Raw genomic sequence first — 20,021 nt, forward strand, 5'->3', positions numbered from 1 at the left:
AATGGAAGTCAGCAAAACGCGCAGCAGCTTTTACCGCAGACTCTACGTAGCCTGGCTGATAGACAGCGGCGCGGCACGCAGCGTGCCCGAGCTCGAAGTGGCTACCGGCATGCCCCGGCGGACGGCCCAGGACACCCTGTCCGCATTGGCCGAGCTGGATATCGACTGTGTTTTTGCCCAACAACCCGGCCAGCGCAACAACAGCGGGCACTACCTGATCCGCGACTGGGGCGCGATCAATCCGCAATGGGTAAAGAACAACCTGCCACGCCTGCGCGCAGCCCTCGGCTACCCTGAACTTCCTGACGGACACTAGGCGCTGCCCAGCGCCCCCTTAACCGCTAGTTAATGCCTAGCTGACCCATTCCCGGCCTGACTTGCCTCCAGCCGCTTCTCCCGCAGCGCCGCATTGAACTCGTCCGGAATATCCAGCAGGTCGGCATCGGCCAGATCCAGCGGTTTCGGCTGCGGTTCGAAGCGCGCACCAAGTACCAGCATGCAGGGCGTAACCAGCAAGGTCAGAACGGTGGCAAAGGTCAGACCGCCGGCAATCGCGCTGGACATCTGCGTCCACCATTGCGTCGAAGGCGCACCCAGCCCCAGGGAAGCATCTATCAGGTTGACGTTGACCCCGAGCACCATGGGCATCAGCCCGAGCACCGTGGTGATCGCGGTGAGCAGCACCGGACGCAGGCGCAGGCAGCCCGACTCCAGTGCCGCCTGGGCCGAATTCAAACCCTGTTGCCGCAGGTGGTTATAGGTGTCGATCAGGATGATGTTGTTATTCACCACGATACCTGCCAGCGCAATAACGCCCATGCCGACCATGACGATGCCGAATGACTGACTGTTAACCAGCAGCCCCAGCAACACCCCGGCCGTGGACAGCACGATGGCCGAGAGCACCAGCAAGGTCTGGTAGATGCTGTTGAACTGGATTACCAGAATCATCGCCATGCCGAAAATTGCCACGCCGAAGGCCGTCATCAGGAAGTTGGCTGCCTGTTGCTGATCTTCCTCCTCGCCGCCAAGCGTCAGAACAATGCCCTCGGGTGGCTGGCCGATGGCCTGTTTCAGTGCTTCCAGGCGTTCGTCCAGACGATGCCCATCGGCAATATCGGCCTGTACGGTGATCGTGCGCTGGCCATCGGTACGGCGCAGCGTACCGACCTTGGGGGCAGGCTCAAGGCTGACGAAATTGGACATTGGCACCTGGCCCTGCGCCGAGCGCAGCGTCAGCCTGCCGAACTGGTCCAGCGAGCGCCAGTTGTCCGGCAGGCGCACACGGATATCCACTTCATCAGTGGCGTCTTCCGGGCGATAGGTCGACAGCTTGAGGCCGTTGGTGACCATCTGCACGGCATTGCCGACACTCAGCACATTGGCACCAAAGCGCGCGGCTGATTCGCGGTCAACCTTCATCCGCCACTCCACGCCAGGCAAGGCGCGGTCATCCTCGATGTCCTTGAAGCCGCCGAGCTCCTCCATGGTGCCGCGCAGGCCCTCGACCCATTGCTCGGCCTGCTTCGGATCGAGGGAACTGACCTTCAGATTGAACGCCTTGCCCTCTCCCGGCCCGGGCTCCTCCTGGCGGAACTCAAGGCGCACGCCTTGCAGACCTTCAGTGCGCTGCAGCAATTCCGGCAGGATCAGCGACCACGGCCGGCGATCCTGCCAATCGACAAAGGTGAACTGCAGAACACCGATGACATCTTCGCCCATACGGCCATCCGGAAAGGCCATTGAACGGGCATAGATTCCGGTGAACTCCGGCATGCCGAGCAGACGTTTTTCCACCGATTGAACCAGCGCGTCCTTTTCGTAGACCGACAGGTCGCCGCGGGCATGCACCAGCACCTTGGCATTCTGCGGCTCGACCTTGGGAAAGAACTCCACCCCGTGATTGAAGCGGTCGTACGCCAGATAAATCACCCCGATCACGCCAAGCATGCCGATCAGCGTCAGGCCCGGACGCACCAGCAGGCGATTCAACAGCCGCCGGAACGCCAGACCACCAGCAGTAGTCTTGCCACTTGGCGCTTGTGTCTTGCCACCCGTAACGGCACCGAGCACCGGCATAAATACCAGCGCCATCGCCAGTGATGCGAGCAGGCAGAGCAGTACCGTCACCGGGATATAGAACATGAACTCGCCGACGATGCCGGGCCAGAACAGCAGCGGCAGGAATACCATCAGCGTGGTCGCCGTCGATGAAACCACCGGCCAGGCCATACGTCTGGCCGCATGCGCCCAGGCATCACGAGGCGTCTTGCCCTGACTCAGATAGCGATCAGCCAGTTCGGAAACCACAATGGCGCCATCGACCAGCATGCCGGACACCAGAATCAGGCTGAACAGCACCACCATATTCATGGTGTAGCCGAGCACCCAGTACAACAGGATGGCGGTGAAGAACGAACCGGGAATACTCAGACCGACCAGCAACGCCGGGCGCAGCCCCATGGTGGCGATAATCAGGATAAATACCAGCACGATGGCGGTGAGGACGTTGTTCATCAGATCGGAAAGCATTTCCTTGATCTGTTTGGAATCGTCCATCACGTAGCTGACCTGCATCCCCTCGGGCAGCAGCGGCTTGGCCTGCTCCAGCAGCGCCTTGATCTTGTCGATGGTTTCGATGATGTTTGCGCCACTGCGCTTGGAAACTTCCAGCACCACCGCCGGCTGACCGTTGAGGCGGGCAAAGCCGACCGGATCCTTGAAGGTGCGGCGAATGGTGGCAACGTCGGCAAAGGTCACCACGCTGTTGCCGACAACCTTGATCGGCAGCGACATCACATCCTCGATGTTCTCGATCACGCCCGGCACCTTGATGCTCATGCGTCCGGCACCGGTATCCAGACTGCCGGCGGCGACCAGCCGGTTATTGCTGCTGACCAGACTGAACAGTTCGGCGTAATCGATGCCGTAGCTGTCGAGCACCTGCGGGTCGACGAGGATCTCCAGCAGGTCCTCGCGGTCGCCGCCAATAGTCACTTCCAGAACTTCGCCAATCCCTTCGATACTGTCTTTCAGGCGTCTGGCGGTATACACCAGTGCCTGTTCGCTGACGGGGCCGGACAGACCGATCGCCAACACCGGGAACAACGCAACATTGATCTCCTGGACTTCCGGCTCTTCGGCTTCTTCCGGCAGTTTGCTGCGCGCGCTATCGACTTTCTCACGCACATCCGCCAGCGCCTGTTTGGCATCAAAGCCGGCATCGAACTCCAGCGTCACCGTAGCGCGACCTTCGCTGGCGGTGGAGGTCATTTCCTTGACCCCGGCCAGACTGCGCAGCTCCTGTTCTACCGGGCGCACCAGCAGGCGCTCGGCATCTTCCGGACTGATGCCCTCCAGTTGCAGGCTGACATTCATGTAAGGAATGTTCACATCCGGATCGGATTCCTTGGGAATCGCCACAAAGGCCGAGACCCCGCCAATCAGCAAAAACAGCAGGAACAGCAAGGTCGCGCTGCTGCGATCCAGAGCTGCGGTGATCAGTGCCTTCATTTCAGCGGGCCTCGCCGGCTTCGACAGCCAGCACCTTCTCGCCCGGCTCGACAAAGCCCTGACCGAGGGTGATCAGTGCCACCTTGTCCGGCAAGCCGCTGACCCAGGCCTGTTCACTGCTCACACTGAGCAACTGCACCGGGGTAAAGACCACCTGCTGTTGGGCATTGACCCACTTCACGCCCATACGTCCGGCCTTGTCCAGACTGATCAGCGCCGGTGACAAGGCGTGACCCATGACTGCGCCGGTATCGATACGCAGCGTGGCGCTGGCGCCAGCCAGGCGCAGTTGCTGCGGATTATCGACGCTGACCTCGACCCGGAAGCTGCGCGAGCCGGGTTCGGCAGCGGCAGCAATGAAGTGCACCTTGCCCTGCAATTGCGCCCCATCGAGCAACTCCACACGCACCGGCTGGCCCAGTTGCAACTTGGCCACTTCCTGCTGCGGCACCTGCGCACTGACTTTCAGCCGCGCGATATCCACCAGCGTCAACAACGGCTGGCCGGGCTGTACATAGTCACCCAGCTCCACCTGGCGCCCGTCGAGAACGCCGGCAAAGGGTGCGCGTATTTGTGTGTTGGCCATGGCCAGCTGCGCAGCGGACAACCTGACACGGGCGTTGGCCAGCTCGGTCTCGACCTTGAGCAGATCGTTGGCGGAAATCAGCTTGTCGGTACGCAAGCGTCGCGCAGCGGTCACTGCCGCTTCGCGCTGGCGCACCTCGGCCTGCTCACGCGCCAGCTGGGCCGGCCGGCTTTCCGGCGACAGGCTCAGCAACACCTGACCAGCAGCCACCGCGGCCCCCTTGTGCTGGTCCAGCCGCTCGACCGTGCCACTCACCTGCGCCCGCAGTTCAACCGTACGCCAGGCTTCCAGCTGCCCCTGCAACACCTGCTTGCTGGGCACCGGACTGGCCTGTTGCCAGCTCACAGTCACCTGCGACAGGGATTTTTCCGCAACCGGCTGTGCGGCATCAACGTCCGTGCGGCTCTCCAGCACGTCACCACCCAGCAACCAGAGCACCAGCAACACACTCAGCAGGATGGCGATCAGCCACGGGCGTTTACTCAACAGACTGAACATGCTCAGGCCTTATCAAAGTTGGGGTTTGAGGAAAACTGCAAGGCCTGGCCCTGCAGGCCGGCGATGATGAAGTCAGCAATCTGGTCGAAGTAATTCTCGACCCGGAACGGCGCCTCGCAGAAGGCAAAGCTACCAGTAGCGATGCGTGCCATGACGCCGAGGAAACTGGCCTCCAGCGCCCAGAGCAAGCTGATCAGGCGTTCTTCATCGAGCACCAGGGGGTGCAGGAAATCTTTCAGCAGGCCGATGAATACCTGCTGATACAACTCATCCAGCTCGACAAACTGCTGCTGCATTTCTGCCGTCAGGCGCTGGCGAAAATCCGGGCGGTCACAGTGCATCCACAACTGGGCCATTACCTGATCGGCCAGCAACACATCGAATGCCCGCCGGATGACCGTGCGCAGTCTTTGCGCCCGCGGTGCATTGGCCGCCTGCTGGATCAGGCTGTCGAGATTCTTCTGCGAAAACTCCACCACCAGCCGGGCATACAGCGCCTCCTTGCTCGGGAAATGCTTGTACAAGGTGCCCTTGCCGATACCGGCGTGCGCCGCAACCTCGGCAATCGTCAGACGATCCCAGGGCTGCTCATGAAACAGCCGCGAGGCGGCATCGAGGATGCTGCGCTCGCGCTGCTGAAAGGTTAGATCCTGAAAACGCATGGGAACTTCAACACAGTCGTGACCGGCGGTCATCATATGACTGATAGTCACGCCGAACAATCGGAATCTGCAGCGCGCGCGGCTCGCAAACCAGCGGCAACAGCCACGTCACTCGAGCGATCGCACAATCTTTCACTGCAACCGGCAGCCTGCTGTGGGAAAATTCAGCGCTACCCTGCGCCCGAAGCCTGAACCATGCCCTCCAAGCCACCGCCAAGCCCCGCACCCGCCCGCGCCGACCAACCTCTTCTGCACCCGCGCAACCGCCATCAGGGCCGCTACGATTTTGCGCAACTGATCGCCGTCTGCCCGCAGCTGGCTGACTTCATGATTAACAACCCCCATGGCAAACCGAGTATCGACTTCGCCAACCCGGGGGCGGTGCGCGTATTCAATCAGGCGCTGCTCAAGAGCCTGTACGGCATTGCCCATTGGCAGATTGCCGACGGCTACCTTTGCCCGCCGATTCCCGGCCGGGCAGATTACCTGCACGGGCTGGCGGATCTGCTGGCCGGCAATAATAACGGCGCCATTCCAAAGGGGCAGAATGTGCGGGTGCTGGATATCGGCGTGGGTGCCAGCTGTATCTATCCGCTGCTGGGGCATGGCGACTATGGCTGGCGCTTCCTCGGTTCGGACATTGACGCTGCCGCACTGAGCTGCGCGCAAGCCAATGTGCACGCCAATCAGCTCGATCACGCCATCGAGCTGCGTTTGCAGGCGCAACGCGGGCAGACCTTCAGCGGCCTGTTACATGCCGATGAGCGGTTCGACCTGACCCTGTGCAATCCGCCCTTCCATGCCTCGGCGGAAGAAGCGGCCAGCGGCAGCCGGCGCAAATGGAAGAACCTCGGCAAGCTTGATCCGCAGCGCAAACTGCCGGAACTGAACTTCGGCGGGCAGAACAACGAACTCTGGTGTACCGGCGGCGAAGTATCCTTTATCAAGCGCATGATCCGTGAGAGCAGGGGCTGTGCCGACCAGGTGCTGTGGTTCAGCACGCTGGTGTCGAAGGCCGGCAATCTGCCGGACATCCACAAACAGCTGAAAAAACTCGCTGCCTGCGAGGTGCGCACGGTCGAAATGGCCCAGGGTAACAAACAAAGCCGCTTTGTCGCCTGGACGTTCCGGGATGCCGCCGCGCGGCAGCAATGGCGTACAGCGCACTGGAGCAACTGCAAGCAGCCAGCGCAACAAGGCCAGTAATCCGCAGTTAAAACAGGCGCAACTGCTCATGGCTGTTGCGCAGATCAATCAGGCGCACACCCACACCCATCAGGCGTACCGGCTTGCTGCCGCGGGCGTGGGCGGCGCCTATCAGGCGACTGTAGCTGTTCAGGTCGCGGCCGGCCCCGGCCTGCTCCAGCGTGGTCTGGGTAAAGTCGTGGAACTTGAGTTTGACGAACGGCTTGTCCGCCCGATAACTGCTGTCCAGCCGGCCAAGCCGCCCTTCAAGCTCTTCAAGCAAAGCCGGCAGGCGCGCCAGACAAGCCTTCAGGTCCGGCAGATCCTCATCATAGGTATGTTCGACGCTGACCGACTGGCGCCGGCTGTGGCTTTGCACCAGGCGCTCGTCCTGACCACGCGCCAGCTGCCAGAGGCGCTCACCGAAGCTGCCGAATTCACGCAGCAGCAGCAAACGATCCCATTGCCGCACATCGTTACAGGTGCGAATGCCCATGCGTGCCAGACGCTCGGCCGTCACCTTGCCCACCCCGTGCAGCTTGCCCACCGGCAAATCAGCCACAAAGGCATCCACCTGATCCGGGGTAATCACAAACAGGCCATTGGGCTTGTTCCAGTCACTGGCAATCTTGGCGAGAAACTTGTTCGGCGCCACCCCGGCAGACACGGTGATTTTCACGTCCTGCCAGACTCGCCGCTGAATCTCGCGGGCAATCCGCGTGGCACTGCCGGCATGCTGCTGACAGTCGCTGACGTCCAGATAGGCTTCATCCAGTGACAGTGGCTCGATCTGTTCGGTGTAATCGCGAAAAATGCCATGGATGTCTCGCGACGCCTGTTTATAGGCGTCCATGCGCGGCTTGAGGATCAGCAGATCCGGGCAGAGCTTGAGCGCCTGCCGTGACGGCATGGCCGAGCGCACACCGAAAGCCCGCGCTTCGTAATTGCAGGTGGCAATCACCCCGCGACGATCAGCTGCCCCGCCCACGGCAACCGGCTGCCTGGCCAGACGCGGGTCATCACGCATCTCGATGGCAGCATAAAAACAGTCACAGTCGACATGGATGATCTTGCGCACGGCTGTCCGGGAAGGCCCCACAGGGCATGATGGCAAGGGCGAATTCTAGCACCGGCCAGTCATCGGTCGTGGCAAAGAGTGGCGGCAATACCGAAGTAAACGTTGACACTTATTCATTCTCCAGTAGAATTTGCGCCGCGGGATGGAGCAGTCTGGTAGCTCGTCGGGCTCATAACCCGAAGGTCGTAGGTTCAAATCCTGCTCCCGCAACCAGATTTGATGAAAAAGGCTACTCGAAAGAGTGGCCTTTTTTGTTGCCTGCAATTAATCCAACCCATTGAATAAAAAAGAAAAATTGACAAATCCCGGTAAGCCAGTAGAATCAACGGCGCGGGATGGAGCAGTCTGGTAGCTCGTCGGGCTCATAACCCGAAGGTCGTAGGTTCAAATCCTGCTCCCGCAACCAGACACCGCAAAAGGCCACTCAATCGAGTGGCCTTTTGCATTCCAGCGCATAGCAAATGTGCGCCGGGGGAAAATATCCGACACCAGCGCAGTACCTTCCTGAAATTTCACTGGCAAAAAGTGCTGGCCTCCCCTCGCGGCAACACCTCATGCCCGCAACTGGCCGCTATCCTGATAAGACTTCCTTAAGTTTCACCGGTTAATATTGGAGTTTCAAAACGCCAACCGGAGTCGCATTTATGTCCTGGAAGAACACCGATAAACGCTTTGGCAGCCTGTCGATCGCCCTGCACTGGCTGATGTTCCTGTTACTGGCGGGGGTTTATGCCTGCATCGAACTCAAGGGCAACTTCCCCAAGGGAAGTGACATGCGCGAACTGCTCAAGCAATGGCACTTCATGCTCGGCCTGTCGGTGTTCTTTCTGGTCTGGATACGCATTGCTGCGCGGCTGATCGCTCCTACTCCGAAAATCCAGCCTGAACCGCCAGCCCTCCAGGAGAAGATTGCCAAGCTGATGTATCTGGCTCTCTATCTGCTGATGATCGGCGCACCGCTGGCCGGCTGGCTGATTCTCAGCGCCGCGGGCAAACCGATCCCGTTCTTTGGTCTGGAGTTACCCGCGCTGATCGGCCCGGATAAAGCCCTCGCCGGCGACATCAAGGAATTGCACGAACTGGCAGGCACTATCGGCTACTGGCTGATTGGCATCCACACCGCTGCCGCGCTGTACCACCACTATGTATTGCGCGATAACGCCCTGCTGATCATGAAGCCGCAACGCGACTGACTCACCCTGACGCAGCAGCCCTGTCGCAATGACAGGGCTGCAAACTGCACACTCCGCTCTGACATCCCGCCACGATCAACAGATTCCATCACCCCGCTCTGGCCAAGGTCTGGAGCGGCCGGTAGAATTGCGCACTTTTTGATCAGCGCAATGAAAGCCATTCGCGCGTCTCCAGCCGAGGTTTGCCATGTCCACCCCCGCCACCCCGAAAGTCGGTTTTGTCAGCCTTGGTTGCCCTAGAGTTAAATAGTACATACAAATTAATTGCACTATTTTTGCACGCCATTCCGCCTAAGCAGCCAGTCCGCCCGCCCTACCTAATGTCTACTTTCTTGCCCCTGCATATCGGGCAAATTGCTGCTCCTCTGCAAGCCTGTCGCATGCAAGACAAAGTGCAGCAGCGCACACATTTTCTGAGCGTGGACAATGCAGCACACTGCGGGCATTTACCTACGCAAGACATTAGCTTGCTGCCTTTTTACTTGGCTTTGTTACAGCCATCAGCATCGCATCTAGCTCGCCAGCATTAACTGCCTGAGCAACAGTTTCGATCACAGTCGGAACGTCTTTCAGCTCGCCTACTTCGATTGCGAACTTACCCTTGGCGAGTTCAAGCGGCTTGTTTCCGTAGCGAACTTCTAGGAAGTGCTTGCTATTGCAAGCAAAGAACCAGCGCTTTAGACGCTTAGGTACGCGCACCTTTGTCTTGGTGCCTGTCTCAGCATTCTGTACCCACTTATCCTTCAAAACTTCATGGGTTTCGCCTGTCAGATCAGCCCAAGCCATCGCTCGCTGCTCTTCCAGATGAAGAAGCAATTTGCTGCGACGATTCAGCACAGGATCAACAGACCCTACGACGGGTTTTACAGTGAGATTCAAGCTGGAAAGCAAGTTAGTAGTTTTCATATGTAGCCCTCTGTGTTTTTTAAAACTTGAGCTAATTATGTAGTCAAATTTCGCAGAGGACGACCAGTAATTTTTGCATTTATAGCTTTATATTATGTATGAAGAAGAAATATAAAAGCTAAACATTTCATCTTTGAATAGTCAGGTCGTACTCTCTGCCGTCATTTCGTATGCATTGACCTAGCCCTGATTTAGATCGAGTGTTAAATGTAAAAACACATCTAATAAAAGCGCCGCCATAGCTTTTAATATTAATTAAGCCATTCCCTTGAGCAGATCTTGTCGATGAAGACATTGTTCCGTAGTTATAGTTGGTTCCGTTTGCATTTACTGTACTAGTACCATCTGAAACAGACGCAGAACCTGTACTTGTTGAGTTTACATTAACCAAAGAATAGCTACCTCCTTGGTCTTGATAAGACCAAATTCCCGTATAGGAGTCGTTTTCAATTAAAGCGTTAGCGTTTCCACTGCTGGCTCTATATGTTGCCCCTGTTGATCCTGTATAAAAATTCCCATCAGATTTGTCTATAAAAGTTAGTGTTGCATTTGACTGGCACGCACTAAGGATTGCTGTGCTTAGTAACACTAAATAGAGTTTAATTTTTTTCATTTCGGTGTCCTTAAGGTCTGTGTGTTCAGCTTGAAGTCATATTCTTCTACATTGTAGGCAGCCACACAAGCTTAGCTGGTTTGCAGGTCTGCGTTGTGTCGTAAGCAAAGGCGAAATTGCCTCGTAGCTGGAGAGCTTTTGCGGAGGCTGGTAGCGGTCGGGGAGATTCGTTATGTGCAAAATACCTGTGCACACGACACGGTCACGCCTAAAAGTAGATGCGAATCTTCATCTAGGGGTAGAGACTGGTCTAGAGTTAAAGATGCTCTTGATAGGTTCAGGAGCCATGGCTGGTCCACAACAAAAGGAGTAGGAAATGCGTAAGTTATGGGAGATTTCACAAGAAATTCAGCTGGTCTGGGGCTCTAACATTAGTAAATTTGCTCGACCGTATATTGATGCTATGTCCGAGCTTGATAGCATAACGGATCAATACAACGAACAAGATGCTCGTTCTGTGGTCAGTGATTTTCTAACTAATGCAGGGGGTTGGCGCGGAGACAGAGCACGAGAAATAAAGTCAGAGCTTAAGCAAATTCTTAAAGGTTCAGACTTGTAATTTCACAGACATTACGAAATCGCAGATACTAAGCCAGATCGCCAGCGATGCCAATATGGGTTCGTCTTGGGTACATACTGACGTTGAAATGGGGCATATAGCTTGAAAAATATATCAATGACTGAGTTTTTCATTCGTCTCGGAGCGCCACTAAAGAATGCGATGTGGTCTTGGGGGAGTGTGCGAAATAGCGATAGCACCATATTCCTGCGCGTGTGGCAAGACCGTACTAAAACAATAAACGGCAAAACTCATTACATGGTGCTTCACACAAGTAAACACGCAGACACTTCCGGCTTGGGATACTCAGAGCGAAAAGAGCATATAGACCTTATTCAAGCTGGAGCGCCATGCTTCTTAGTGATATGTATTCCTGTGGACAGAGACTCATCACCCCGTAAGGTACTTAGATGCAAGATGGATGTTCTTTTCAAGGCGGGAAATTCACCGGTAGTAGGTGATGATGGAAATTTGTATCTGGAAAGATTTGAGGGCGTGCATTTCGACCAAGTAAAATCGTGAATTATGAGAGTCATACGGTAGCTTTTATAACGATGATCTGACCACTTTTGGCACCTCACCTGGGCAGTCAAGACCACAGACAGCTCGCTGCTAGCAGCCAACTGTAGACACTCTGTCAATGAACCCGTACTGTCGCCCGAAGAAAAGCTATCTTCCAGCGGAGGCTGGTTCAATGCTGAGATGTGTAGAAGATGGAGAGCCCTTCCAGGCGTATGCAGAGAAGATCAAGTGCGCCGGTGCGAAACAGGCGTATCGCTACCTCATTGGGTGGGGTGCGGAGTCTGCAACATACACATGTTTTCCAAAAAAGCATGGTTGGATGAAGAGCGTCCGACTCTACCGAGGAAAGGCATGGAATTTTTCTGTTGTTCCATATCAACAGTACCTATCGTTCTACTTTCGAAAGCCATGCCTCAGCTTCGAAAAGTACTCCAGATACGAAATCCTCCGCATCTTTCCTCAAGCTGAAGAGTCCAGCGCAGGTGAATACATTGTGCGCGTTGCATCAGTGGAAGATGCCATCCGGATAGCATCGTACATCGAAAGCTGATCGAACGTCATTTTCAGTGCCACCTTCAAATCAGCTCGACCGCCTTGCGCAGCATGTCATCGTTTACGTCGATGTACCGCTGCGTCGTAGCAATGCTGCGGTGCCCACTCAAAGCAGCAAGCACACGGACTGACACGCCTTTCGAAGCAAGCTCTGTGATAAATGAGCGCCTGCCGCTGTGCGATGTTGCGCCCTGTAGCCCACAGCGCTCGTAAATACGCTGTAGTAGCTGCGTAGCTGTGTTTGACGTGAACTGCTTGCTCTTTTGCGTGCGAAACAAAAAGTCTGCACTGTGACGCGCTACAGCGCTTTGCACATAGCGTTTTAGCTCCTTGCGCATACGCACGGGCACAAACACCACTCGCGCCCGATTGCCCTTTGTTTGCTCTGCAGTGAGCTGTATCTCTGAGCGAATTTCGCCGTTGCAATCAACCACGTCGCCAAGTCGCAAGCTAACCACTTCGCCAATGCGCATGCCTGTCCAGTGCGTAAGCAGCAGCATTGCTCTGTTCCTCTCTGCGTGCCGTTCGCAAGCAGCGTTGTAATCGAGGACGCGCTTGAGCTCGGTTTTGCTGAGTGTTTTTGCTTGTGCCACTTTTAACCACCTAATGTAATGTTTTCACATGTACATTGTGTTTTCTTACATATATTCTGGACAACCGATTTGCTGCTTGCATTATCTCTATTGAAATCAAGTGGTTATGTCGTAATGTAAGATATTACTTATTTTCTTATATTTAATTATCTGCTTCTGCCATGCCTTTCAGTGGCTGTCTGTCTTTGCTTGTAGCTCAGTCTTCTTCACTGCTTTGCTTTTGACAGCACTCAACACTACGTACTCAAACGCATAAAAACTTGTTGCAGCTTTTCCTAACTCCTGTCCGGAAAAGCCATTCACGCTGTTTCTGGCTACAGTCCTAAAATGCAGGGTCGTTCGGCACAAACGTGTTGTCTACGTCCCACGTCCCAAGGCAATCCATAGCTTTGGCAGAGCTGCTTTTTGCCTCTTTAAGCACGTAGTCAAAAACTGTGTGTCCGATGCTCAGCTCCTGAACGTTGATTTTGTCTGCTTGTTTGACTTCGTTTACCCAGCAATGGCGGAAGAAGCGCTCAATGTCTGCTGTAGCAAATTCCTTGCTGATGTTGCCAAGGCAGACGTTGACGTGGACTGTTCCGCTCTGCAGTACGTTGGGGTTCAAGAACTCAATTGTTGAAAGCGTTAATGGGCGGAATTGGTGTTGTTTTTTTCTTGCCCGGCGCTCATGCCCTGGATTCACTAAGTCCGTGAAGTGGTTGAGAGCATGGTGCAAGTCGGCGCTCGTTTGTTGAGCAAAGCGGGCAATTTGAGCAGCCGAGCAGTTGCTGGGTCGAAAGCGCGTATGGGCAACGATGTAATGCGTTGCGAGGGGTCGATGCTGCTCAAAGAAGCTGAGAATGTCGCTGGCGGTATAGGCTCTCATTTAGATAAATACTCCGTAATGTGTGATTACGTGTATTTATCAACGAGGAGTTAAAAGGTGGCTAAAAAGTGTATTTTTGATATATATCAGTATGTTAAGAGCTTAGGAGCAGTCGTTTCGCAGAAGGAGTTTTGCGAGAAGTGGCTCGGAAGAAGCGAGTGCTACTTCAGAACAATTCGACACAAGGGTAAGGAGCCAAGCCTTGCTGCGATGGCAGCATGCGCTAGACGGCTAGATGCTTACATTGAAGAGGTTGAGTCGGCTGGAGCGAGTGATGCAGATGTTCAGTCATTGCGGAGCGTGCAGGATGCTTGCAACAAGCTAATAAATGAACGGATTTATGGCGTGGCGAGGGGCTGAAATGCTTCGTTCGCGTTTCGTCCCCTTAACTCGACTGCGAGACAACGAAATACCTGTGATCAGCCAAAATGGGTAAGCAAGGGCGTTGCAGTTTTTTGCACTATTTCAGCACTCGCTATGAATATGACGCTCATTTTATTTACGGAAGCAGGTACGCCTGAGTAGGCAGTACTCGGTTTGTATCTGGCTTAGGTGGTTGGGGTCCTTCGGGCTTGATTGGCTTTTGTGCTTTTTTTGGCTTCGGTTTTTTCGGTTCCGCAGGCTGCTTCTCTGCTGTCCGTGCGCATCTTGGCTTTGGTGATGCAGGGTTTACTGCAGTTCTAATTTTTGGCTTGGGTATTTTGGTTTCTGGTGTAATTTCGTGCAGTCTCATAGTGATCTCCTAATAACTTTATTTATCAGGATCGGATGCTATGAAGAAATATAAAATTTTCTGTTAAGAGAAATGGTAAATTCGGAAGCGCTCAAGTCAGGTCAATGCCATATTTTTTAATAAGTATTTCTGAAAACTCAACAACGTCACTGCTTACATGTTGACGGAGTAATGTGGCAAAAAGGTATTCGTTGGTGTATCGAACTCCATTGTTCTCAGCGATCATGCGAAATTTTTGTGTGCCTAGCTTTGGGATAGTTGCAGCATTTACAAAATACGTGAAGTACCGATTAGGATTTTTTATTCTATGTAGGTGGAAATTAGTGCTTGAGGCTAGTCTATCAACGTAGCGCGAACCTTTTACACAGGTCGAGCGCAAACGTATCTCTAATGCCACATTGTCTGCGCTGTTATCAATCGGCAAAAAATGCTCTTCAGCCCAACGTTCTTTATCGTCTTCTGAGTAGTGGTTAGGCATACGTCCTCCGCTTTTAGATTACTTTAGCCAAAAAAAAGCCCCTCTGAAAGGGGCTTTGAATGGTGGATATTTACTTATGCTGGAAGAGACTCTAGCTCTTGTGTGATCACAGATGCTGTAGAAGTATTTTTTCTTCCGATGCGACCAAGCTTGCTAGAAACTTCTACACTTGCTTTTTGTCTTTCCAGCTCAAGCTTGTCGTGGAGCTTTTGTTTTCCTTCTTCATATTTCGGACTTCTAACTATGAATTTACCAAACTCTTCATATGTAAGTTTTACTAAATTTTCATCTGTAGATATATACTTGAGGGCAATGTCGCCAGTTTTTTCATCTACAACACACAACAGCAAGCACTCACGGCTACTCATGATTTCAGCTAACTGTTTATTTTTAAACTTAGCTATTTTAGGAATGAATCCTAAATCATGAGCTTTTTTTGCAACTTCAATCAAATGTTCGCGCAAAATATTTTCTTTTATAGCTGTTTCATTTGTTCGAATTACACCATTGACGCCGCCATTTTGTTTTAACCATTGCTGCATAGATACTTCTCCAGCAATGCCTATATCGTTTTCAATGGCTTTTTGAATAGCTTTAGCATAAGCGTAATGCTGCTTGTTCTCTTCGCCAAATACTGATTTTGCAATTAGCGTAGATAGCTTGGTCGTGCTATTCCATTTGAAGTAGCAAAGTGATTTAAATGCAGATTCGTAAGACTCACTTTTACGTAAAAAATAATAAAAATCTAAACATCCATCTAATAGGTTGTACAGACTAGTTTCAGCAGTTTGCAGTTGAGCATTCCAGGTTTTATGTTGCAATTTAAGATCGGTAAGGGTTTTTTGGATCTGATTTTCTACAGCTGTTTCATTGATTTCATTTTTCATTTCAATTACCTTTTAGTTTTGTTTGTCGCCTATCATTAAGCGATGTGTATATAATATGCTTTTGAGACTGTTTTCGATTCCAACAACGAACGCTACCTTTGATGGTTGTTAGCATATGTCGCGATTTTTTATCTCACCCCATCCGACCTTCGGCAGTTATGCAAAGCCAAAAGAATATTTGGTCGAACAATCACCATACTTTTGGTGGTGGTATGCGCTTACTCTGAACGAGCAGTACAGTCGTCTGTGTGAACAGAAAACAGAGCAAATTCTGTTAGCAGAATCTCAAACAGAATCCGAACAGAAAATGCTGAAGGTGTACGAAGATTTTGGTGATGTGCGTTACGAAGGCTCCCCCTACGTAGCTTTTGCTCAGTGGTGGAGCAGGAAAGTAGCTTCGGGGGAGAAACGAGGTGAATACCTGTTCGCAGAGCCTGCCATTCAAGGCATGTCTGTACGTGTAGTGAAGGCTAAAGAGGCTGCAGAAGCATTAGTAGGTAGCGCAGAGACTTTGCTTGTCTCTATCCCCCTCAGTCTCCAACGGCAGCACATAGACAAAGCACTGAATAAAATTCTGAAAAAGCACCTTGTTTCGAAAGCAATGGGACGAGAAGTGCGTAATCCGAAGCATAGTCAGTCGCTATACAGTCTTTCTAAGCCCGCTGTGCCTGCGGTGTTGAAAAAGACATTCGAGTTGATGGATGCGAAGCATGCTGCTGAGTTACGAGGTGTTCCTCTGGGCAACGTCGAGCTAGCTGAGGTTGTTAGGCTTGCGTACAGCGAGCGAGCTAAAAGTGATGAAATATCTACAGAAGCCAACCGTAGACGCAATATCTCAATCACTGTCAGTCGCTACATATCTAATGCGAAGTCCATGATTGAAAACGCTGGTTATGGTTTGTTCCCATAACCGAGACTAGGCTCCCTTCTGCCACACCGGCACTATCTCGCTTCTGAACACAGCGCCTTCGACATAGTAGATTTCAGGCTTGGGCTTTTTCACGACTTTCTTTGGATCGGGGTGCTTTAGCACTTGGTACTGATCCTCAATGATTTTCGGTGCATCTTTTACGCCATCTGCCCACTCAGCCAAGTGCTGCACCCTCAAAATATCCGCTTCTAATTCTTTAAAGGTCGCACCGTTTTCGTATGCTTTTACTATCTCAATCGAAACATCATAGAGTCCTGCGTATCTGTAGCCGTCATAGCCTGAAAACTCACTTGGAGAGATAGCGTATTCTGCAAATTCGTCAAATGCTTCCATTTCATCAACGAACGGCTGTTCATTCTCCACCATTCCAAATACAGCAGTCTCTTGCTCAGATACGGGCACCTTAGCTCCGAAGTAGTCCCCAAGCTTCACCCATGCCCCACCATCAAACGCAAGCGCCTGTGGCGTTCGGTACGCCATTATTGACTTTCCGTTAATGAACGTAATCTGGAAAAAGACATGACGTTGCTTCACTTGGTGGCAGACGATTTTTTCAACAGCATTACTGATTCTGAACCTTAAATTTTCTCGTATTTCATCTTGCGAGAAATCCAAAGCTGTTTCGTCAACGACATCCCATTCAACCGTTTCTTTCGTTTGCATCTGCTTGTTAAGTGCCGCAATCTCTATCTCGCGCTTCAATTTATCTACATCTTGTTCCATTACACCAATGCGTTTAACGATGCTCGCGGGTGCTGCTCCTTCGCTGATTGCATCTACTAGACGCCCGAGCTGCTTCTGCCTGTCCAGCAACTTTTCTCTTAATGCCTTTTCTTCAACATCGAAGTCTGTACCCATATCAATCGGGCGAAACACATGATTTGCAGCAAGTCTTAACAGGCTGTCTTCAATCCACGTAGCGTTAAAAGACCAAGCTCTACACCCGCGATTCGCCTGCCCTGTGCCGCAAATGTAACGTAGGCTTTTTTGCCGGTGTGCAAATGCGTACATGTTACCGCCGCAGTCACCGCACTTGAGAATGTTCAATCCAGACACAAGCGGCTTGAAGACTATTGCTGTTGATTTGGATATTTTGTCTTTCTTGATGTGTGCCATTCTGTAAAAGATGTCTTCATCAATCAGCGCAGGGTAGTAGTCAGGCAGCACGTACGTTTGCCCGTCTACCTCAAGTGTCTTTTCACCAAACAATGCGCGGCGCTTGTGAAAATTTGCGACAAGATTGTAAGACCACACATCTTTTTTATTTTGCGGAGGCACCGGATACCTTTCGTTAAGGTAGCCGACTATCTTGTAGCTCCCCCACCCCTTCAAAATCAGCCCCACAATTTCTTGTGCAATGGGATAGTAAATCGGGTGCGGCTTCACCGTGCCATCACTGCAATCACTCCACCACATGTTATTGCCAACTGATTTGATGGCGTACGCATAGCCTTCCGGCGATCTTTCACCCGCTTCATATTTTCTGATTATTGCCTGCGCATTGCCGTAGGTACGCTTCGATTTTGTTTTCGATTCCTCGTGCGCCCTTGCAAAATAAAGGATCGAAACCATCAATTCTGTTGGGTTGCTGTTGATGCTTTCTCTTGTGTAGATGCGGTTATCCATGCCCGTTACGACTGTTACGCCCAACCCAATCAGCCTCATAAAAAGCTGCTGAGCCGTTATTATGTTCTCACGTGACAACCGATCCAGATTCTCTACAACAAGCCAGCTGTCTGATGGGATTGCCTTGCTCTCGACTGCTTCGATGAACGCACCAAGCGCACCCTCCTTCTGATTTTTCCCCTTGAACGCGCTGATGCCTTTGTCTATCAACTCAACAAGCTCAAGCCCGTTTTCAGCAGCTATCCGTCGCGCAGTATGTAGCTGCCGCTCTAGGGTTGTACCCGAAGATTGTTGCTCGCTCGACCACCGAATGTAGGAGTAACACTTAACTTTTCCGTCAGGCATAAGTCTTCGCTCAAACACTAACAATTGCCCTCAGTCTTACCCACAAAACGGCTAATAACAAACCACCCAGCTGTATTTGAAATGCAAAGTAGCCACTGATCGAGCTGATCATTTTTTGTGCAACTCCCACTGAATAAGTCGGCGCTTTCAGGTATTATTCGCAACCTTTTTGCACGACGTATGGCTTCAGCAACATCCTTGCTGAAGCCGTGTAGCGCGTGATCGACACAACACATTACGGCTGGATCAAAAATGAGCACATCGGAAGCGACGGGTACAAGACGTGTAGGGTTCGTGAGTCTAGGGTGCCCGAAAGCCCTGGTCGACTCCGAACGCATCCTGACCCAGCTGCGCATGGAAGGTTATGAGGTGGTATCCAGCTACGAAAATGCTGACGTGGTAGTGGTCAATACCTGCGGTTTTATCGACAGCGCCAAGGCGGAATCACTGGAGGTGATCGGTGAAGCACTGGCCGAAAATGGCAAGGTGATCGTGACCGGCTGCATGGGCGTGGAGGAGTCGGCGATCCGCAATGTGCATCCCAGCGTGCTGGCTGTCACCGGTCCGCAACAGTACGAGCAGGTGGTGAATGCCGTGCACGATGTGGTGCCGCCTAACAAGGAACACAATCCGCTGATCGATCTGGTGCCACCCCAGGGCGTCAAGCTGACCCCGCGCCACTATGCCTATCTGAAGATTTCCGAAGGCTGCAACCACAGTTGCAGCTTCTGCATCATCCCGTCGATGCGCGGCAAACTGGTCAGCCGACCGGTCGGTGAAGTGCTCAGCGAAGCCGAACGACTGGTCAAGGCCGGCGTCAGGGAAGTGCTGGTGATTTCCCAGGACACCAGCGCCTATGGCGTGGACGTGAAGTACAAGACCGACTTCTGGAACGGCCAGCCGGTGAAAACGCGCATGCTGGAGCTGTGCGAAGCGCTCGGCAGCATGGGCGTGTGGGTGCGCCTGCACTACGTCTACCCGTACCCGAACGTGGATGACGTAATCCCGCTGATGGCCGCCGGCAAGATCCTGCCGTACCTCGACATCCCGTTCCAGCACGCCAGCCCGAAAGTGCTCAAGGCGATGAAGCGCCCGGCCTTCGAAGACAAGACCCTGGCGCGTATCAAGCAGTGGCGCGAAGTCTGTCCGCAGCTGACCATCCGCTCGACCTTTATCGTCGGCTTCCCCGGCGAAACCGAAGAAGACTTCCAGTATCTGCTCGACTGGCTGAGCGAAGCCCAGCTGGATCGCGTTGGCTGCTTCCAGTATTCGCCGGTTGAAGGCGCACCGGCCAACCTGCTCGACCAGCACGTACCGGACGACATCAAGCAGGAACGCTGGGAGCGCTTCATGGCTCACCAGCAGGCCATTTCGGCGGCACGCCTGCAGCAGAAAATCGGTCAGGAGATCGAAGTCCTGATCGACGAAGTGGATGACGAAGGCGCAGTCGGCCGCTCCTGGGCCGATGCCCCGGAAATCGACGGCAGCGTGTTCATCGCCAGCACCGGCGTGAAGCCCGGCGACAAGCTGCGCGTGCGCGTGGTGGACGCCGACGAATACGACCTGTGGGCCGAACCGGTCTGAATCCACCCTTGTCAGGCAAGAGTGCGACTTTGCGTGCACCCTTGAAATAAATTGGACTACACTCCAGAAATTGTGTGCGCGCGACCTGTGCGGACACTTTCCGGAGCCTGTC

The 20,021-nt window shown here is 53.2% G+C and carries 18 protein-coding genes and 2 tRNA genes; 9 read left to right on the forward strand and 11 right to left on the reverse strand.

The genetic code is table 11. The annotated features are described in order from the left end of the window. Position 1 precedes the first annotated feature (1 nt). Entirely contained in the window at positions 2-316 is a 315-nt protein-coding gene (locus BLT89_RS12075) for a winged helix-turn-helix domain-containing protein (RefSeq protein WP_090195636.1), read from the forward strand. 29 nt (positions 317-345) lie between these two features. Here the strand turns inward: BLT89_RS12075 and BLT89_RS12080 are convergent, their stop codons facing one another. From BLT89_RS12080 to BLT89_RS12090, 3 genes are read right to left on the reverse strand one after another with little or no spacing between them, the layout of a single operon-like run. Further along, positions 346-3,513, reverse strand: a complete 3,168-nt coding sequence (locus BLT89_RS12080) for an efflux RND transporter permease subunit (protein WP_090195638.1) — start codon at positions 3,511-3,513, stop codon at positions 346-348. A gap of 1 nt (position 3,514) precedes the next feature. Continuing rightward, the gene (locus BLT89_RS12085; protein WP_090195641.1) at positions 3,515-4,597 is read right to left on the reverse strand and encodes an efflux RND transporter periplasmic adaptor subunit; all 1,083 of its coding nucleotides are present in this window, start codon (positions 4,595-4,597) and stop codon (positions 3,515-3,517) included. A gap of 2 nt (positions 4,598-4,599) precedes the next feature. After that, on the reverse strand, positions 4,600-5,259 hold the full coding sequence (locus tag BLT89_RS12090) for a TetR/AcrR family transcriptional regulator (RefSeq protein ID WP_090198990.1): 660 nt from the start codon (positions 5,257-5,259) through the stop codon (positions 4,600-4,602). Between the two features lie 195 nt (positions 5,260-5,454). Between BLT89_RS12090 and rlmF the strand changes: the two genes are divergently transcribed. Further along, complete coding sequence (gene rlmF / locus BLT89_RS12095; protein ID WP_090195644.1) at positions 5,455-6,465, forward strand: 23S rRNA (adenine(1618)-N(6))-methyltransferase RlmF; 1,011 nt, start codon at positions 5,455-5,457, stop codon at positions 6,463-6,465. 7 nt (positions 6,466-6,472) lie between these two features. Here rlmF and dinB read toward each other — a convergent pair whose 3' ends face one another. Beyond that, a complete protein-coding gene (gene dinB, locus BLT89_RS12100; protein WP_090195647.1) occupies positions 6,473-7,522 on the reverse strand; it encodes a DNA polymerase IV in 1,050 nt (349 codons plus the stop codon). Between the two features lie 136 nt (positions 7,523-7,658). On the opposite strand from dinB, the gene BLT89_RS12105 reads away from it, so the two are divergent. The 3 genes from BLT89_RS12105 (at position 7,659) to BLT89_RS12115 (ending at position 8,715) form a co-directional block, all read left to right on the forward strand. After that, a tRNA-Met gene (locus BLT89_RS12105) sits at positions 7,659-7,735 on the forward strand. A gap of 116 nt (positions 7,736-7,851) precedes the next feature. After that, positions 7,852-7,928 (forward strand) — tRNA-Met (locus tag BLT89_RS12110). A gap of 238 nt (positions 7,929-8,166) precedes the next feature. Further along, on the forward strand, positions 8,167-8,715 hold the full coding sequence (locus BLT89_RS12115) for a cytochrome b (protein WP_090195650.1): 549 nt from the start codon (positions 8,167-8,169) through the stop codon (positions 8,713-8,715). A gap of 462 nt (positions 8,716-9,177) precedes the next feature. Here the strand turns inward: BLT89_RS12115 and BLT89_RS12120 are convergent, their stop codons facing one another. Next, complete coding sequence (locus BLT89_RS12120; RefSeq protein WP_090195652.1) at positions 9,178-9,621, reverse strand: DUF6641 family protein; 444 nt, start codon at positions 9,619-9,621, stop codon at positions 9,178-9,180. Positions 9,622-9,748: 127 nt separating this feature from the next. Further along, positions 9,749-10,234, reverse strand: coding sequence for a hypothetical protein (locus BLT89_RS17700; RefSeq protein ID WP_157718863.1), 486 nt, complete (start codon positions 10,232-10,234; stop codon positions 9,749-9,751). 316 nt (positions 10,235-10,550) lie between these two features. Between BLT89_RS17700 and BLT89_RS12125 the strand changes: the two genes are divergently transcribed. Continuing rightward, positions 10,551-10,793, forward strand: coding sequence for a hypothetical protein (locus BLT89_RS12125; protein WP_090195655.1), 243 nt, complete (start codon positions 10,551-10,553; stop codon positions 10,791-10,793). Positions 10,794-11,890: 1,097 nt separating this feature from the next. On the opposite strand, the gene BLT89_RS12135 is transcribed toward BLT89_RS12125, so the two are convergent. Both BLT89_RS12135 and BLT89_RS12140 read right to left on the reverse strand, forming a co-directional pair. Then, entirely contained in the window at positions 11,891-12,460 is a 570-nt protein-coding gene (locus tag BLT89_RS12135) for a tyrosine-type recombinase/integrase (RefSeq protein ID WP_090195661.1), read from the reverse strand. A 322-nt stretch (positions 12,461-12,782) separates the two neighbouring features. Next, on the reverse strand, positions 12,783-13,325 hold the full coding sequence (locus tag BLT89_RS12140) for a hypothetical protein (protein WP_090195664.1): 543 nt from the start codon (positions 13,323-13,325) through the stop codon (positions 12,783-12,785). A gap of 57 nt (positions 13,326-13,382) precedes the next feature. On the opposite strand from BLT89_RS12140, the gene BLT89_RS18090 reads away from it, so the two are divergent. Continuing rightward, complete coding sequence (locus BLT89_RS18090) at positions 13,383-13,685, forward strand: DUF6626 family protein (protein ID WP_090195667.1); 303 nt, start codon at positions 13,383-13,385, stop codon at positions 13,683-13,685. A gap of 464 nt (positions 13,686-14,149) precedes the next feature. Here the strand turns inward: BLT89_RS18090 and BLT89_RS17705 are convergent, their stop codons facing one another. Both BLT89_RS17705 and BLT89_RS17710 read right to left on the reverse strand, forming a co-directional pair. Beyond that, positions 14,150-14,536 carry a hypothetical protein gene (locus tag BLT89_RS17705; protein WP_157718864.1) on the reverse strand — a complete coding sequence of 129 codons (387 nt, stop codon included), beginning with the start codon at positions 14,534-14,536 and terminating at the stop codon, positions 14,150-14,152. 74 nt (positions 14,537-14,610) lie between these two features. Continuing rightward, a complete protein-coding gene (locus BLT89_RS17710; RefSeq protein ID WP_157718865.1) occupies positions 14,611-15,423 on the reverse strand; it encodes a hypothetical protein in 813 nt (270 codons plus the stop codon). Between the two features lie 115 nt (positions 15,424-15,538). Between BLT89_RS17710 and BLT89_RS12150 the strand changes: the two genes are divergently transcribed. Then, complete coding sequence (locus BLT89_RS12150) at positions 15,539-16,333, forward strand: hypothetical protein (protein ID WP_090195670.1); 795 nt, start codon at positions 15,539-15,541, stop codon at positions 16,331-16,333. A 6-nt stretch (positions 16,334-16,339) separates the two neighbouring features. Here the strand turns inward: BLT89_RS12150 and BLT89_RS12155 are convergent, their stop codons facing one another. Continuing rightward, on the reverse strand, positions 16,340-18,325 hold the full coding sequence (locus BLT89_RS12155) for a recombinase family protein (RefSeq protein WP_090195673.1): 1,986 nt from the start codon (positions 18,323-18,325) through the stop codon (positions 16,340-16,342). A gap of 252 nt (positions 18,326-18,577) precedes the next feature. Here BLT89_RS12155 and rimO point away from each other — a divergent pair, with 252 nt between their 5' ends. After that, positions 18,578-19,909, forward strand: coding sequence for a 30S ribosomal protein S12 methylthiotransferase RimO (gene rimO / locus BLT89_RS12160; RefSeq protein ID WP_090195676.1), 1,332 nt, complete (start codon positions 18,578-18,580; stop codon positions 19,907-19,909). Positions 19,910-20,021 lie beyond the last annotated feature (112 nt).

This window comes from Pseudomonas pohangensis (genome assembly GCF_900105995.1).
GTDB classification, from domain to species: Bacteria; Pseudomonadota; Gammaproteobacteria; order Pseudomonadales; family Pseudomonadaceae; genus Aquipseudomonas; species Aquipseudomonas pohangensis.

Bases quoted from the DNA above. Each gene is read 5' to 3' on its own strand.
- BLT89_RS12120 (WP_090195652.1), bottom strand. From the start codon at position 9,621: ATGAAAACTACTAACTTGCTTTCCAGCTTGAATCTCACTGTAAAACCC.
- BLT89_RS12080 (WP_090195638.1), bottom strand. From the start codon at position 3,513: ATGAAGGCACTGATCACCGCAGCTCTGGATCGCAGCAGCGCGACCTTG.
- BLT89_RS12075 (WP_090195636.1), top strand. From the start codon at position 2: ATGGAAGTCAGCAAAACGCGCAGCAGCTTTTACCGCAGACTCTACGTA.
- BLT89_RS12090 (WP_090198990.1), bottom strand. From the start codon at position 5,259: ATGCGTTTTCAGGATCTAACCTTTCAGCAGCGCGAGCGCAGCATCCTC.
- BLT89_RS12115 (WP_090195650.1), top strand. From the start codon at position 8,167: ATGTCCTGGAAGAACACCGATAAACGCTTTGGCAGCCTGTCGATCGCC.
- BLT89_RS17700 (WP_157718863.1), bottom strand. From the start codon at position 10,234: ATGAAAAAAATTAAACTCTATTTAGTGTTACTAAGCACAGCAATCCTT.
- BLT89_RS12150 (WP_090195670.1), top strand. From the start codon at position 15,539: ATGTCGCGATTTTTTATCTCACCCCATCCGACCTTCGGCAGTTATGCA.
- BLT89_RS17710 (WP_157718865.1), bottom strand. From the start codon at position 15,423: ATGAAAAATGAAATCAATGAAACAGCTGTAGAAAATCAGATCCAAAAA.
- BLT89_RS12125 (WP_090195655.1), top strand. From the start codon at position 10,551: ATGCGTAAGTTATGGGAGATTTCACAAGAAATTCAGCTGGTCTGGGGC.
- BLT89_RS12140 (WP_090195664.1), bottom strand. From the start codon at position 13,325: ATGAGAGCCTATACCGCCAGCGACATTCTCAGCTTCTTTGAGCAGCAT.
- BLT89_RS12085 (WP_090195641.1), bottom strand. From the start codon at position 4,597: ATGTTCAGTCTGTTGAGTAAACGCCCGTGGCTGATCGCCATCCTGCTG.
- BLT89_RS17705 (WP_157718864.1), bottom strand. From the start codon at position 14,536: ATGCCTAACCACTACTCAGAAGACGATAAAGAACGTTGGGCTGAAGAG.
- rimO (WP_090195676.1), top strand. From the start codon at position 18,578: ATGAGCACATCGGAAGCGACGGGTACAAGACGTGTAGGGTTCGTGAGT.
- rlmF (WP_090195644.1), top strand. From the start codon at position 5,455: ATGCCCTCCAAGCCACCGCCAAGCCCCGCACCCGCCCGCGCCGACCAA.
- BLT89_RS12155 (WP_090195673.1), bottom strand. From the start codon at position 18,325: ATGCCTGACGGAAAAGTTAAGTGTTACTCCTACATTCGGTGGTCGAGC.